Raw genomic sequence first — 15,711 nt, forward strand, 5'->3', positions numbered from 1 at the left:
AAGCCTACCCGATAAGGAAATGCATATGTCTCCATAAGATGAGAGAACTTTTATAGAGATTGGCCGGTATAACTCGAAAGGAAGAAGGAACATGCTTATGGAAAAATTGATTATTTCACAGGTTCGTACCCGCTTGCGGGTGGACAAGTTAGAAGGCCGAATGGATGCGAACCGCTGCATGGGTAAGGATGCGCAGCGGAGCAGAGAGCAAAACAGCGTTCCGGCCACACCTTACCAAGGGTCAAAACTGTTTATAAAACTTGGTTTGGTCCGACCCCAATCTTCCAAACATAATTAAGAAAAAGAGCATGAGGATCAACAAAAATGTGCAACTGCATGACTTGACCCCCTTTGTCTTGTGTTCGTTTTGTCAAAAATTGAATGCAAAATTGACCCCTCCAACAAAACTGTTGGGTACATACCCGTTGTGGTTGTAGGCGATCTTGTTCCCATTTGTGTCATACCCCATTGTCCTGCTTGCATCTCCAGAAAGAGGAAAGTAATATTGCACAATGGGTTGGATGGAAAATGCTTTGGTAACGGGCATGGTGAATCCTGCCTTTACCATTCCGTCATGGAGCGTCTGATACTTGCTCCCCGTGTAGCCGCCTGTAGACCGTTCATAGGTCTTCCAGAAGCCGCCCTGTCCCAGTTCATACCCGAAGGATGCGCCCAGATCGAGGGTGACATCTTTGTATACCGGAAGGGAATGGGCGAAAGAAAGGCTGATATAGGTGCCTGGATAGGCATTCACATCCTGATAGATGGAGAGCGTGGGTTTGGTGAGTATGTCATAGGCAAGGGAGAGGAAGAATTCCTCGGTATCCTCCGCATACTTGAGGTTATAGTAGATATACCCGCCGGTGAGAGAAAGCTTCTGGATCGTATAGGTGTAGCTGAGAGTCAGGTCTGTTTCATCCCATCCCTTCTTCCCTTCTTCCCTGGCGTTAAAGGCGGCGGTTGTGGTATTCCTCTGGTTCGTATCGATGTTGCCCCAGAACGTTGCCGAAAACCCCTTATAAGAGGCGCTTAGAGAAGGCTGAAACACCAGGCCGCTTTTGCCGATTTCATATCCACGGAATATGTATCTGTTGAGAACTGCCATGGATGCATTACCCGTAACCTTGTCCTCCGGTGGTTTCTCCGGTGGCTTGGCTTCAGGGGATTTTACCTCAGGGGGGTTTGTCTCCTCTGCACAAAAAATAATTGTTGCTGTACAAAATGTGAAACATACCGCAAGCATTAACATTGTTACAATTTTCATCATCATCCTCCTTTAATGTTTTTGAAATAAAAAGGCGTCTTAAAACCGCTGTCGGTCTCAAGACGCCTCTGTCCCGGGTTAATTAAATAAAAAAGGCGCTCCTTTTTACTGGAACGCCATCGTTATGCCACACATCACTGTGTTAATTGCCCTGTCTCAGGGTTTGTTTATATACTGTACAAGTAAAGTGTTCTTTTCTTCGGTAACCGTTTTTTGGCTGTCAGCAATCAGTTTTTTAACAAAAACACTATAAATGCCACCCATGAACATTACAAACATTTAATCGTCATGCTGTAAATCTTGGCTGATAGCTAAAAGCTAATGGCTGATAGCTGCATTTTTTAATTGTTCATTGCTCCGTTTTCCCTATTGAACCTTCCGTACTTATCTTTGATTTTGTTCCGTATCTTCAGCACCATTACGTGGGATATGCCTATTTTGCGGCCTATCTCCCTCATGGACATGCCTTCAAGAAAATATGAGAGTACATCTTTTTCTCTCTGAGTAAAATATTTCTCTTCGGCTGTTTCGATTTCCATTTTACTTTCTAAATATTCCAACGGGTTGATACTGTCTGCAGGGAGGATTTCTTCCATAACCGTCCCGTCTTCACCGATAGGGTTGTTCAGGCTCACAAGTACCGCATTATCCTGGGTCTTACGAATGTAGTTTTTCAGATGATAATAACACCCCTGCAATATATAACTATCTGTTTTGTCACCGAGAATACCTTCTCTGAAATCGATCCACAGGTGTATCAGCGCTTCCTGGTAAAGGTCTTCATCGTTGAAAAAGGTGTAATGGCCGTTCAACTTGTGTGCGATCTTCTTTATCGTAGGCGATATTCTCTTTACAAGGATCTCAAAAAACATGGATCACCCCCTGTATTTGTTCGTTATGGGCATACGTCTGTCTTTACCGAAGGCCTTAGGCGTAATCTTTATCCCCGGCGACGACTGACGCCGTTTATATTCGCTTATGTCAACCATACGCAAGATTTTTTCCACCGTTTCTTTCTGGAGGGAGGAAGATATAATCGCTTCACCGTATTTGTCTTTTTCAATATACGCCTCCAATATCCGGTCGAGGATGTCATAGGGAGGCAATGTATCCTGGTCCTTCTGGTCCGGTTTGAGTTCGGCTGTCGGCGCTTTTGTTAACACCCTTTCCGGTATGACAAGGTTGATTGTATTCCTGTATCTCGATAACTCATACACCAGCATTTTCGGCACATCCTTTATCACTGCAAACCCGCCGGCCATATCACCATAGAGCGTGGCATAGCCCACACTCATTTCAGACTTATTCCCTGTAGTGAGTACGAGCCAGCCGAATTTATTTGACAACGCCATGAGGATGTTGCCCCGGATCCGGGCCTGTATGTTCTCTTCAGTTGTGTCTTCGGGCAGCCCCTTAAAAAGAGGATTGAAGGATGACTGATAAGCCAAGTAAATACCGTCAATAAGGACTTCCAGCAACTCTATACCGAGTTGATCTGCAAGCCCTTTCGCATCGACCCTTGAAGCCTCCGATGTATAACGGGAGGGCATCGAGACGCCAGCGACATTCTTTTTTCCAAGGGCATCGGCAGCAACAACTGCCACCAGGGATGAATCAATGCCGCCGCTCAACCCGATAACAACCCTCTTGAATCCATTCTTTACAACATAATCATGGAGGCCTAATTTTAATGCCTCATACACTTCAGCAGCAGGTTCCAACAGAGGCTCTGCTTTCCTCCTGGGGATGGGGGGTTTTTTATTTCGGATTGTCCCGCCTTCGGCAGGATTAAACCTTACGGATTGTGGATCTCGGATTTCTATTAAATTCTGTTTTCTGACTTCACGCAGGCCGAAGTCTGCGGCTATCCCCTCGCCCCTCTCCGCTCTCCGCTCTCCGCTTGCAAGCACCATATCCACCACAAGCAGGTCTTCTTTGAATGCCCCGGCCCTTGCTGTAACAGTGCCTTTTTCATCAACAACCAGGCTCTGCCCATCAAATACAAGCTCGTCCTGTCCGCCTACAAGATTGGCGTAGATAATGGGAACATGGTTTTCTCTTGCCCTGGTTTTTACAACTTCTTCTCTCTGGCAGATTTTCCCTGCATGATAGGGGGATGCGTTGATATTGAGTATGAGCTGTGCTCCATGTAAAACCTGCATTCTCGTCGGCCCTTTTTCATGCCATATGTCTTCACATATATTGGCTCCAAAGATAAGTCCTCCGTATTGAAACACAAGCGGCTCACTGCCTGCCTGAAAATACCGTTTTTCGTCAAAAACGCCATAGTTGGGTAAAAGTGTTTTGTGATATACGCCTCTGATTTTACCGTTGCTGATAATAGCTGCAGCATTGTACAGGTCTTCGCCTATCCTGTTGACAAAACCCGCAATGGCGATAATATCGTGAACCGACCATGTAAATTCTTCCAAAACCTTAACATTATCTTCGACGAATTTCGGTTTTAGCAGAAGGTCTTCGGGCGGATAACCTGTCACAGCAAGCTCAGGAAATACCACTATATCCGCCCCGCATTTTTCCGCTTTTTTTACATATGCAGACATCTTTGCGCAATTACCCTTCAAGTCGCCTACAATGCAGTTTATCTGACCTACTGCGACCCGTATGGTTTTCATTGTTTCCGGTTTTCCCCTTCTCAGCATTTCCATCTCCGGCATGAAATAAAAAAGGCGTCCAAACCACTATTAGTGGGTTGGACGCCTCAGTCCATTCAACTTAATCCTGTCAGCTGCCATTGCTAACAAAAGTCAATGTTTTAATTACATACAAATTTATATACTCTTTTCTTTTTTGTCAATATTTTTTCTTTAAATCCGAGGTGAGAATAATTGCTTCAGCGATCTCTCTCATGCTCTTCCTCAGGTCCATACTTTTCTTGTGTATCTTTTTGTAAGCATCGTCTTCGGAAACCCCCAATTCCTTCATAAGGATACCCTTAGCCTTCTCAATAATCTTTCTTGCTTCCAGGGCCTCTTTTGCGGTGAGAATTTCCTGGTCAAGGCGTGTATTCTCTATTGCAACGGCTGCCTGATTTGCCACGGTCTGTATGATGTCAACCTCTTCCTTGCTGAATTTGTGCTCGCACTGTGTATAACTGTTAATAACCCCGATTGCCCTGTCTTTTATCATCATGGGAGTAGAGAGCAGTGAAACAATGCCTTCTTTTTTTGCAATGTCCGGATACATGAAACCAGGTTCTTTCGTTACATCCAGGACAGTGATAGGTTTTTTCTCTTTCACCACTCTCCCGCTGATGGACTGTCCAACCTTCAGGTTCGGCTTGTTGACGTAGTAAGCGCTTAAGCTCTGGGTAGCGGCAATGACGAGTTCATTCCTCTTTTCATCGAGCAGCATGATTGAACAGATCTTGGAATCCATCACCTTTGCTGTCATTGTAACGATAAGTTGCAGTATTTCTTTCAAATAATAATCGGAGACAATCGTGCGGGAGATTTCAGAAAGGAGGTCTAACTGCTGCGCCTTTTTTACTACCTCATCGTGAATAATTGCGTTTTTAATGGCGCTTCCCAGATACCGTGAAACCGTAAAGATAAGATCTACCTGGTGGCCCGGATACGTGTGCTCTTTTCTGTTTCTTATGTTCATAACGCCGATGATCTCGTCCTTGGAAAAGATAGGGATTGACAGAAATGCTTCGTATTTATCATCGTCGAGGGATGTAAAGGTCTTGAACCTGGGATCTTTATAAGCTTCTTTTGCCAGGGCAACAGGCTTTCTCTCCCGTGCAACCCAGCCTGTAACACCTTCACCCATTTTCAGTTTTATTCTGCCAAGCACCTTATCCTGAGGGTTGCTGGATGCCGTCAAAATAAGCTCGTCGTTCTGCTTATCGTAAAGATAGATGAGACATGAGTCTGCAATGATAAAGTGCATAATCATTTCGACGATGCGATGCAAGAGTTCGTCCAGCTCCACATTACCGCTGATATCCTTTGCAACTTCGTGGAGGATTTTCAATTCCTGTTCTTTCTGCTCTAACGCCTCACTCATTTTTTTCGTTGCCATTTGTTGTCCTTATGAAGATTTATTTACTAAATTGATTCATCCGAAGAAGGATGCAGCGTGTACTGCCTTTTTCTCACGCTTATGTCACCTTTTCTGATTAATGATTTTATAGCCCTCGATACAGTTTCCCTTGTTGAGCCGCAGGAGTTCGCTATCTCAATCTGCGTCGGACCGTTCCCTATGATGATGTGATTTTTCAGTCTGAGTCCTGATTGTTCGCCGATATCCAGAAGATATTTGAGCACCCTCCCTTCAACACTCAGGAAGGCAAGCCCTTCAATTCTCTTATCGGCAGACCGCAGCCTTCTTGATAACGTCTTTAAAATGCTGATGCTTATTGCGGGGTTTTCCAAGAGAAGTCTAATAAAATCCCTCCGGTGAATAACTAAAAACTCGGAATTTTCTGTGGTTATCACGTTTGCAGATCTTGGCAGTTCATCGATGAGTGATAGTTCGCCGAAAAAACCGTCCTTTCCGATAACATCCAGAATATATTCCTTGCCTTCTTCATCGAAAAGGGAGATTTTCACCTTTCCGCTCAATATGACATAGAGTGAATCGCCTATCTCACCTTCCTGGAAAACTATAGAGTTCTTGTTGTAATTCTTAAGGACTGCAATCCTGGAAATCGCCTGTATTTCATCATCCTTTAATATGGAAAAGAGGGTAACGCTTTTTAAATTCCCAACATATTGCTTCATCATAATGCCACCCTGTTCATCTAAATCCCCAATATGTCCTGTATACTCTTCAGGGCTTCCGCAACCTTTTCACCCGGGACGCCCCCCTGTGCTATCTGCGGTCCTCCGCCACCCTTCCCGTTGTATTTCTCCGTAATCCCCTTGATGATTTTCCCTGCGTTGTATGTGCTCTGAGCATCCTTGCTGACTGCAACAACGATTAAACCTTTTGTATCATCCCGCGTACCCACTGCAGCGACACAGCTTTTCACCCTGCTTCTGATAATATCCGTCACCTTTCTTAAATCTTCTGCTTTGGCATTCTCAATCAACATAGTGACAGCTTTAACCCCGTCCCGTTCACAGGCCCCCTCGATTGCCGCATCGACTTTACCGGCTGTTATCTCCTCTCTTAAACGCTCCAGTATCTTTTCTTTTTCCTGAAGCTCTCCGATAATCCCTTCAATCCGTTCCCGTACCCTGCCGGTCTCTGTGTTGGTGAGTTTTGCAATTCCGTTCACAATACCTTCAAGCGTGCGGCTGCGTTCTATTGCACCTTTCCCTGTAACGGCCTCAATCCTTCTCACGCCGTATGCAAGGGAGCCTTCGCCGGTGATATAAAAACTCCCTATCTCTCCGGTATTCCTCACATGGGTTCCGCCACACAATTCAGCGCTGAAATCGCCTATCTTCACAACCCTCACCGTTTCTCCGTATTTCTCTTCGAATAGTGCTGTTGCGCCTTCTTTGATTGCGTCGTCTTTTGTTTTCTCTTCAACAGCAACATTGATACAATCGAGGCACTTTTCGTTAACAATATCCTCCACCCGTGCTATTTCCGCATTATCCAGGGCATGAAAGTGGGTGAAGTCAAACCTGAATCTGTCTTTTTCCACAAGTGAGCCGGATTGTTTCACATGGTCTCCAAGCATCTGCCGGAGCGCATAGTGGAGGAGGTGTGTGGCAGTGTGATTTCTCGAAACACCCCTCCGTTTTTCCTTGTCAACGGTCAATCGAACAATATCCCCTTTTTTGAAAGAACCATTTTCCATCTTTATGCTGTGAGAGAAGAGGTCGGCCTTTATCTTCGTTACGTTCAGAACCTGTGCCTTCCCGGAAGGTGATGTTATGAAACCCTCATCGTCCGTCTGACCTCCACTTTCTGCATAAAAAGGGGTATAGTCAAAGAAGATTTCGCCTTCTTCACCTTCGTATATCTCTTCTGCTATCTTCTCATCCTTAATGATATTAATTATTTTTCCTTGCGTCTCCAGCTTCTCATATCCCACAAATATATTTTTTGCATCGGTCTTCAGCACTTCCACATGACCTTCGCCCAGCTCATCGCCCTTTATCTTTGAAGCACTCCTTGACCTCGTTTTCTGCTCTTTCAGTGCATATTGAAACCCGGCCACATCAACCAGCAACGCATCTTCTTCTGCCATTTCCTGTGTGATATCGAGAGGGAATCCATAGGTATCGTATAGCTTATAAACCAGATCTCCCGGGATGGCATTTTCTCCTTTTGCTTTCAATTCTGCAGCAATTTCCTCATAGAGCCTCATGCCGATATTCAACGTCTCAATGAATCTTTCCTCTTCCCCTTTAAGGACACGCACGATGTAGGGGTGGTTATGCTTGATCTCCGGATATGTATCTGCCATGAGGTCAACGACTGTGCCAGAGAGGTCATAAAGAAACTCTTTCTCTATGCCGAGCTTTTTTCCGTACCGCAATGCCCTCCGGATGATCCTTCTCAGAACATAGCCTCTCCCGTCCTTTGACGGCAAGACACCGTCATTAATGATAAATGTTGCCCCTCTCACGTGGTCTGCGATGACCCTCATAGCAATGTCCCTGCGTCTGTTTTCTCCGTATATGCTTTGTGAAATATCTTCCAGCCGTTTCAAAATGGGGCTGAAAAGGTCGGTCTCATAATTTCCGATCTTGCCCTGCATGATGGAAGTAATCCGTTCGAGTCCCATACCGGTATCTATGGAAGGACGGGGTAATTTTTTCATCTCCCCGCCTTTGGTCCTCTCGAACTCCATAAATACAAGATTCCAGACCTCTAAAAATCTGTCACAATCACAGCCGACCTGACATGTCGGTTTTCTGCAGCCGACACCTTCACCCAGATCATAATGGATCTCAGAGCAGGGTCCACAGGGGCCTTCATCGCCCATTGACCAGAAGTTATCTTTCTCGCCAAGCCGGACGATTCTGTCAGCAGAGATGTTGATACTCTTCCAGATTGCATCCGCCTCGTTATCATCTTTGTAAATAGTTATCCATAAACGCTTTTTGTCCAGATTCAGCACATCGGTCAGAAATTCCCAGGCAAAGGGGATTGCCTCTTTCTTAAAGTAATTCCCGAATGAAAAGTTGCCGAGCATTTCGAAGAAGGTGTGGTGTCTTAATGTCTTTCCCACGTTTTCAAAGTCGTTATGCTTGCCCCCGGCCCTGACACACTTCTGGGAGGATGTTGCCCTCTCGTAATCCCTTTTTTCAATGCCGGTAAAGACATTTTTAAACTGCACCATCCCGGCATTGACAAATAGTATCGTTGGGTCCCTGTCCGGCACGAGCGATGAACTCGGAACTATGGTATGACCATGTGCTGAAAAATATGCCAAAAACTTCTTTCTTATTTCGCTTGATGTCACGATTCACCTTTCTTTAATTCATAATGTGCAAGCAATTTATCCTTAATCTCATCTTTTGTTTCTTCATTTTTCCTGAGGAACTCTTTTGCGTTTTCTCTTCCCTGTCCCATCCGTATCTCTCCGTAAGAAAACCATGTTCCTGCTTTTTCAACAACGCCTGCCTCAACTGCCAAGTCCAGTATATCTCCTTCCTTTGAGATACCCTCGCCGAATATTATATCAAATTCCACTTCTTTAAATGGTGGGGCAAGCTTGTTTTTTACTACCTTTACCCTTGTTCTGTTTCCGATAATGTCCTGCCCGTCCTTTATAGCGGAGATTCTTCGTATATCGAGCCGTACCGAGGAGTAGAACTTTAATGCGTTCCCACCGGTCGTTGTCTCCGGGTTCCCGAACATGATCCCTATTTTATGCCGTATCTGGTTGATGAATATGACAGTTGTCATGGATTTACTGGTTATAGCGGTAAGCTTTCTCAATGCCTGTGACATAAGCCGTGCCTGCAAACCCATATGGGCATCGCCCATGTCACCTTCAATCTCAGCACGAGGTACAAGGGCTGCCACGGAATCGATGACCACTGCATCAACCCCACCGCTTCTCACGAGGATTTCGGCAATCTCAAGCGCCTGCTCGCCTGTATCCGGTTGTGATAAAAGTAGTTCATCTGTTTTTACACCGATCTTGTTGGCATATGCCATATCCAGGGCATGTTCTGCGTCAATAAAGGCTGCTGTACCACCCAGTTTCTGGATTTCGCTTACGACCTGCAGGGCAAGGGTTGTTTTGCCGGATGCCTCGGGGCCGAATATCTCGATGACCCTCCCCCTCGGCAACCCACCGACACCGAGCGCAATATCCAGCGAAAGCGACCCGGTTGATACCACTGGCACGGCCTCAATGGGTTTATCGCCCATTCTCATGATCGAACCCTTTCCAAAGAGTTTCTCGATCTGCGTAACCGCCATATCTATTGCCTTTGATTTGTTTTCCTCTTCCTTCACCTGTTGCTACCTCCCTATTTTGTTTAAATTCCAATAACCAAAATTATAAATCACAAAAACATTTAAGGATCTCTAAGGTTGCATACCCAGTTTTATTTCCCACACCGGTGTATATATCGCTCCCTGACTTGTGAGTGTGCTTTTAAAGAGCACGAGCGCATTCACATTAAAACTTTTTCTGTCTATTTCCACGAGTGCTTTTTCCGGAAGAGGTGCAGGCACCTTTCTTCTCCCCAATGTAATGTGCGGCATAAAAGACCTTTCATCTTTTTCGATGCCCAACGATGTAATGTTCTGTTCTATATCATTGAATATGTCTTTTATATTGTCAACTCCATTTTCCAGTGTGATAACAATGACCCTTGCCCTCTTTTTAGAGGGAAGTGCATCAATATCCTTAAGGGTGAGGGCAAAGGGGCTGTACTTTAACCCTACATGCTCTATCGATTTCTTTATATTCCAGGCCATTTTCTCTTCGATTTCACCGAAGAACTTTAAGGTAATATGCCGGGCCGCCTCATTTACCCATTTTACCCCATCAGCGTATATGGCCATGCCCCTTGCGACGGCCTTAAGATATTCCTTGATCTCATCGGGGATTTCCACAGCCAGAAAAGATCTCATATAGGTTTTTCTTCCAGGTAGTCGACAACAAATGTGAGCGCTGCTTCAGAGGTCTGTTGCTTTATCTCTGTCCTGTTGCCGGTAAACAAAAAGTTACGGACAGAAGTACCTTCTCCGGTAGCAAGCCCCACAAAGACTGTGCCCACAGGCTTTTCCAATGTGCCACCTGCCGGCCCTGCAATGCCGGTTACGGAAACCCCTATGTCCACACCGGCAATATTCTTTACCCCTTCTGCCATCAATTTTGCCACTTCATAACTGACAGCTCCATATCTGTTAATGACCTCTTCCCGAACAGACAAAAAGGATGTCTTTGCTTTGTTACTGTAAGTTATAAAACCTGCCTCAAAATATTCAGAGGCACCACTGATATTTGTGATCCTGCTGGCTATGAGACCACCCGTGCAGGACTCTGCTACAGCGATTGTCAGACCCTTTTCTTTCAGTATTCTGCCTACCTTTTCTTCTATTTCCATATGCTGTAAACCACAAGGTGTCCTGACCATAATATAATATTTGCATATATGCCGGCAAGAATATCATCAGCCATTATGCCGTACCCTTTCCTGTAGCGCTCAACGGCGTTAACAGGGTATGGCTTTACGATATCAAAAATTCTGAAAAGGAAGAACCCTGCAACAAGTGTAATGAGGGTCGGCTTGTGCCCCGCCATTGTTATGAACATACCGGCCAGCTCATCTATGACAATATAACCGGGGTCTTCCACTGTGAATGTGAGTAAGTTGATGCAGATAATCGAGAATATAATGAGGCAGCATATAAAGCTGATATTGGCAATCAGTGATGGGAACGGGAAAAGATATATAAAAATACAGCCTAAAGCTGAAGCCCACGTCCCCGGTGCAAAAGGCATATAACCCACGAAACCGCAGGTAACGATGAAACGAAGTGTTTTGTCAAGGTTGCTGCCCATAAAAGTCTTATGAATTATCTTCCATACACCTTCCCCTCATCAAAAACCTTCTTTCCCACCACTTTCCACCCCTCTGCCCATGCCCTGTAGAAACAACTCCAGTAGCCTGTGTGGCAAGCCGCTACCTTCTGGTCAACCAAAATCAAAACCGTGTCGTTATCGCAGTCAAGGTGTATTGCCTTGACGTCCTGCGTATGTCCCGAGGTCTCTCCTTTGAGCCAGAGCTTTTCCCGTGACCTTGAGTAATAATGCGCCTTCCCTGTTTTTAATGTTAACTCAAAGGCTTCCCGGTTCATGTAGGCGACCATAAGCACATCTTTTGTCCTGAAATCCTGCACAACCACAGGCACAAGTCCACGCTCATCCCACTTTATAGCATCCATCTTTTTCTCCTGAATAAATAATAAATTCCAAGCACCAATATCCAAATCCCAAAAAAATTCAAAACTCAAATAACCAAACTTTCAAAACGGTTTTGAATCCTGGACATTTGAATTTATTTAGAAATCATGTATCACGGTGTTACAACCGTACGTTTACTCCACGATCCCTCAGGTATTGTTTGGCCTCGATAATCGTGTATTCCCTGTAATGGAAAATTGATGCAGCGAGCACCGCATCTGCCTTTGCATCCACAAGACCATCGTAAAGGTGGCCAAGTGTACCAACCCCGCCTGACGCAATAACAGGGATGTTTACTGCCTCTGAAATGGCTTTTGTGAGCGGGATGTCATAGCCTATCTTTGTTCCGTCTCTGTCCATGCTTGTAAGGAGTATCTCCCCGGCACCCAGTTTTTCGACCTGCCTTGCCCATTTTATTGCATCTACTCCCGTTGGCCTTCTCCCGCCGTACGTATATACCTCAAAGCCGTCATCCTTCTTCTTGGCGTCGATAGCCACGCATATGCACTGGCTTCCGAACATTTCGCTTGCCTCCCGGATAAACTCCGGCGTTTCAATAGCGGAGGTATTCACCGCCACCTTATCCGCACCTGCGAGGAGAGTTTCCCTGATGTCTTCCAGGGTTCTGATGCCACCCCCGACGGTTAATGGCATGAACACTTCCCTTGCAACCCTTTCAACGACATCTATGATCGTCTTTCTTTTCTCGTGGGAGGCAGTTATGTCAAGAAAACAGAGTTCATCCGCCATCTCATCTTCATAAGTTTTGGCGTTATCAACAGGGTCACCTGCGTCTTTAAGTCCTAAAAAGTTTATCCCCTTCACAACCCTGCCTTCCATAACATCGAGACAGGGGATTATCCTTTTAGTCAGCATATTTCACTGCTTCCTCTATTTTTATGAGACCTTCGTATACTGCCTTGCCAAGTATGACAGCCCACGCACCCATATCCTTCAGTCTCTTTACATCGTCAATATGAGTAACGCCTCCGCTTGCAATAACCGGAATTTTCGTCATGCTTAACATATTTTTCATGCCTTCGTAATCCGGGCCGGAGAGCATCCCGTCCCGTGCGATACTCGTGCTGAGAATGGCCATTATCCCTGCCTGTTCCGATTCTTCAAGGATTTGCTTAATGTCTTTATTGACGGCGGTTTTCCACCCCCTCACCATGGGTTTTCCGTCGAGGAGGTCAAGCCCGAGCACGATATTCCTGAACATTGAAAGGCTCTTAAAAAATGCATCATCCTCCAGTGCGCGGGTTCCCACAATCACTCCATCCAGACCCCATTCGCAGTAGAATTTAATATCTCCCTCATTTCTGATGCCTCCGCCTGCTTCCATGTACCCATCCACTTTGAGCCTTATCTCTTTTATAATCTCATGATGGGTACGTTGACCTGTTCTCGCGCCGTCGAGGTCAATGATGTGGAAATCCCGTGCCCCCTGCTGTATCATCTCTTCGATCTTTTTGACAGGGTTTTCGCTGTATACCGTTACCTTATCGAAATCTCCTTTCTTGAGGCGTACGGTTTTGCTGTCCATAAGATCCATGGCAAAGAGCGCCTTCATCTTGGTATATCCCCCGTATGTATACCTGAATCCTTTTCAATAGCTTGTGATGCATCTTCCACAAGCGCATCCAAACCCTTTTCAACCCCTTCTTTAGACAGTGCTTCTGCTGTTATCCATTTACCCCCCCGTTTGAAGAATTTTCCTATGCCAAAGAGGTTTTCCGTTAGGGCCTGCTGATCTTCGTCAAAAACAAATATCTGTTTCAGGGTGTTATTTTCAAAAAGGTGCATGTGAAAACCAACACCTGCGGGTTTTTCTACCGAGTAGTTGCCACCTTTCCGTTCTTCAAACCTGTAAATGTACACATGGATATATCGATCGCTTTCCTTGCCGCCTGAAAATTTTATCTTTCTTGCATACAATCCCTCTTCAAGCTGTTTACCCACAATTGCTAACGCGTCTCTGTGGACATTCCCGTTTTTAATGAATCTTCCGCAATACTTACATCTGTCAATGCCTTCAGTGCTTTCAACTTTTTCAATAGAGATGCCGATACCTTCATCAGCATGACAAATTGAAGCAAAAGTGAATATAGTGGCCAGTATGAGAAGGGCAATGTATGTCTTTTTTAATGTCCGCATAACCCCACAATTCTACAGGAAAACACCGGCAAATGGAAGAAGAAAAACGTATTTTTCAGATCAATGATTTTATGAATTTAACGAGGTAGTCTATCTTTAAAATGCTGGAAGGCTTCGCGGCGATGGCCTTTATAAAGTATGTTCTTGCAACCCCTTTTTCTCCGGCTAAATACAATTTTCTGAAGAGTTCCAAACATCTTCGCGATACAAAATCCTTGCGGAGATATTCAAGCGCCCCTCCATAAAACGGATCATTCAGGATTGCCCTTACAAGGGCAGTATCCTGTCTTTTCAATTCTTCGATATTGTGTCTGAGGCTGTCTTCATGCCAGAGCGTAACAGCAGTTGGTCTTTGCGTATAATATACTGTTGTGGAAAAAAATATCTTGCAAAAATAGACAACATCCTCGCCGTTTGATAGATCAACAGGGAATCTGAACTGTTTTGCAATAGTGCCCTTAGTCAACACCACACATGTTGCAAAGGGGAGCCGGCCAAGGATAAGGTCTTCATAGAATGTGCCCGAGCTTCTATCGCTTTTGAATCCAGGCTGACATGACAGGGACCCATCCCTTCCCTTTTTTGAGTACGTTTCTGTAATCACTGCACCAAGATGTGTGTTTTTCAAAAGGATGTCCAGCCTTGTTCTGATGGCATCTTCAATGAAATAATCGTCGGCATCAAGAAACCCGATAAAATCGCCTGTGGCAGATTCAATCCCCCTGTTCCGTGCCGCAGATACCCCGGCATTCTCCTGAAAAATGTAAACAATCCTGTCCCCGTATCGTTCGATGATCTCTCTTGTATTATCTGTAGAGCCATCATCAACAACAATGATTTCAAGGTTCTTATAAGTTTGCTGTAAACAGGATTCCAGCGCAACAGGTAAATATTCTCCGTAATTATAGGTGGGTATTATGATGGAAATTAAAGGCGATGGGTCATAGTCCAGCATTCTGTAAGTTTACCTTATGCTTTCCTTTAATTTCAAACAAAAGCCGAAAAAACTTTTCTTTCACCTTTACATGTCCCGTAGTCAATGGGTAAAATAACAATAAATCCCTGGAAAGGAATTCCCATATGAAAAAGATTGAAAAAATATCTCCAAAAGAAGTGCGGGCATTAATCCGAACAGGAGAATGGCAGAAATCCACAGCAGGCCTTGCTTTAGGCTATGCTCAGGCCAACCTTGTCATACTGCCCGGGCAGTATGCATTTGATTTTCTTCTTTATTGCCAGAGAAATCCGAAACCATGCCCTTTGCTGGAAGTGCTGGAACCCGGCAAATATATAACGGAATTTTTGGCAGCCAGTGCAGATGTCACCACCGATATCCCGCTTTATAACGTTTACAAACGGGGAAGGTTGGCTGCTACTATACAGAATGTTGAGGATTTATGGCAGGACGATTTTGTCACATTTCTCTTAGGATGCAGCTATTCCTTCGAAGAAGCTCTCATGAAGGTAAAAATTCCCGTACGGCACATCGAGGAAGGCAGGAACGTCCCCATGTATATCACCAATATACCCTGCAAGCCGGCAGGTATCTTCAGGGGTCCTATGGTTGTGTCGATGAGACCTGTTCCCGAAGCCCTTGTGGTGAAGGCGGTTCAGGTTACATCACGCTATGCTGCCGTTCATGGAGGCCCCGTCCACATAGGTAACCCTGCGAAGATAGGGATTAGAAATTTGCATAAACCGGATTTCGGTGATTCCGTTACGATTAAAACCGGCGAAGTACCTGTTTTCTGGGCTTGTGGCGTTACCCCCCAGGCTGCAGTTATGGAGGCAAAACCGGACATCTGTATTACCCATGCCCCGGGCCATATGTTCATCTCAGACATACTCAACGAAGAACTGGCGACTATGTAAATGCGAAAATGCAATCGCTGAATGCGAAAGTGATTCTTGAGCGGGAGATTTCCTGTCCGAA

17 protein-coding genes are annotated in these 15,711 nt (G+C 45.1%); 2 read left to right on the plus strand and 15 right to left on the minus strand.

The annotated features are described in order from the left end of the window. Positions 1-97: 97 nt before the first annotated feature. The gene (locus NTX75_16170; protein ID MCX5817749.1) at positions 98-298 is read left to right on the plus strand and encodes a hypothetical protein; all 201 of its coding nucleotides are present in this window, start codon (positions 98-100) and stop codon (positions 296-298) included. 72 nt (positions 299-370) lie between these two features. Here the strand turns inward: NTX75_16170 and NTX75_16175 are convergent, their stop codons facing one another. The 15 genes from NTX75_16175 to NTX75_16245 form a co-directional block, all read right to left on the minus strand. Then, a complete protein-coding gene (locus NTX75_16175) occupies positions 371-1,264 on the minus strand; it encodes a hypothetical protein (protein ID MCX5817750.1) in 894 nt (297 codons plus the stop codon). 341 nt (positions 1,265-1,605) lie between these two features. Continuing rightward, positions 1,606-2,136: a sigma-70 family RNA polymerase sigma factor gene (locus tag NTX75_16180; GenBank protein MCX5817751.1), complete on the minus strand. Its 531-nt coding sequence runs from the start codon at positions 2,134-2,136 to the stop codon at positions 1,606-1,608. Positions 2,137-2,139: 3 nt separating this feature from the next. Continuing rightward, positions 2,140-3,900, minus strand: coding sequence for an NAD+ synthase (locus tag NTX75_16185; GenBank protein MCX5817752.1), 1,761 nt, complete (start codon positions 3,898-3,900; stop codon positions 2,140-2,142). Positions 3,901-4,078: 178 nt separating this feature from the next. Beyond that, complete coding sequence (locus NTX75_16190) at positions 4,079-5,311, minus strand: GAF domain-containing protein (protein MCX5817753.1); 1,233 nt, start codon at positions 5,309-5,311, stop codon at positions 4,079-4,081. Positions 5,312-5,337: 26 nt separating this feature from the next. Further along, on the minus strand, positions 5,338-6,015 hold the full coding sequence (locus NTX75_16195; protein MCX5817754.1) for a Crp/Fnr family transcriptional regulator: 678 nt from the start codon (positions 6,013-6,015) through the stop codon (positions 5,338-5,340). A gap of 17 nt (positions 6,016-6,032) precedes the next feature. Continuing rightward, on the minus strand, positions 6,033-8,657 hold the full coding sequence (alaS, locus tag NTX75_16200; GenBank protein MCX5817755.1) for an alanine--tRNA ligase: 2,625 nt from the start codon (positions 8,655-8,657) through the stop codon (positions 6,033-6,035). Continuing rightward, positions 8,654-9,661, minus strand: a complete 1,008-nt coding sequence (recA, locus tag NTX75_16205) for a recombinase RecA (GenBank protein ID MCX5817756.1) — start codon at positions 9,659-9,661, stop codon at positions 8,654-8,656. Before recA ends, alaS begins: the two co-directional genes overlap by 4 nt. Before the next feature lie 72 nt (positions 9,662-9,733). Further along, positions 9,734-10,285: an RNA 2',3'-cyclic phosphodiesterase gene (thpR, locus tag NTX75_16210; protein MCX5817757.1), complete on the minus strand. Its 552-nt coding sequence runs from the start codon at positions 10,283-10,285 to the stop codon at positions 9,734-9,736. Next, on the minus strand, positions 10,282-10,761 hold the full coding sequence (locus NTX75_16215) for a CinA family protein (protein ID MCX5817758.1): 480 nt from the start codon (positions 10,759-10,761) through the stop codon (positions 10,282-10,284). The genes thpR and NTX75_16215 overlap by 4 nt, the downstream gene beginning before the upstream one ends. Beyond that, positions 10,752-11,219 carry a phosphatidylglycerophosphatase A gene (locus NTX75_16220; GenBank protein MCX5817759.1) on the minus strand — a complete coding sequence of 156 codons (468 nt, stop codon included), beginning with the start codon at positions 11,217-11,219 and terminating at the stop codon, positions 10,752-10,754. The genes NTX75_16215 and NTX75_16220 overlap by 10 nt, the downstream gene beginning before the upstream one ends. Positions 11,220-11,233: 14 nt before the next feature. Further along, positions 11,234-11,602, minus strand: coding sequence for a phosphoribosyl-AMP cyclohydrolase (gene hisI, locus NTX75_16225; GenBank protein MCX5817760.1), 369 nt, complete (start codon positions 11,600-11,602; stop codon positions 11,234-11,236). Positions 11,603-11,741: 139 nt separating this feature from the next. Further along, complete coding sequence (gene hisF, locus NTX75_16230) at positions 11,742-12,497, minus strand: imidazole glycerol phosphate synthase subunit HisF (GenBank protein ID MCX5817761.1); 756 nt, start codon at positions 12,495-12,497, stop codon at positions 11,742-11,744. After that, positions 12,487-13,194 (minus strand): 1-(5-phosphoribosyl)-5-[(5-phosphoribosylamino)methylideneamino] imidazole-4-carboxamide isomerase, encoded by a 708-nt coding sequence (locus NTX75_16235; GenBank protein ID MCX5817762.1) that lies wholly within the window; start codon positions 13,192-13,194, stop codon positions 12,487-12,489. The genes hisF and NTX75_16235 overlap by 11 nt, the downstream gene beginning before the upstream one ends. Further along, entirely contained in the window at positions 13,191-13,778 is a 588-nt protein-coding gene (locus NTX75_16240; protein ID MCX5817763.1) for a hypothetical protein, read from the minus strand. The genes NTX75_16235 and NTX75_16240 overlap by 4 nt, the downstream gene beginning before the upstream one ends. A 55-nt stretch (positions 13,779-13,833) precedes the next feature. Next, positions 13,834-14,733, minus strand: coding sequence for a glycosyltransferase family A protein (locus NTX75_16245; protein MCX5817764.1), 900 nt, complete (start codon positions 14,731-14,733; stop codon positions 13,834-13,836). A 125-nt stretch (positions 14,734-14,858) separates the two neighbouring features. On the opposite strand from NTX75_16245, the gene NTX75_16250 reads away from it, so the two are divergent. Then, positions 14,859-15,650: a putative hydro-lyase gene (locus tag NTX75_16250; GenBank protein ID MCX5817765.1), complete on the plus strand. Its 792-nt coding sequence runs from the start codon at positions 14,859-14,861 to the stop codon at positions 15,648-15,650. Positions 15,651-15,711: the final 61 nt, after the last annotated feature.

This window comes from Pseudomonadota bacterium, assembly GCA_026388315.1.
GTDB lineage: Bacteria > Desulfobacterota > Syntrophorhabdia > Syntrophorhabdales > Syntrophorhabdaceae > MWEV01.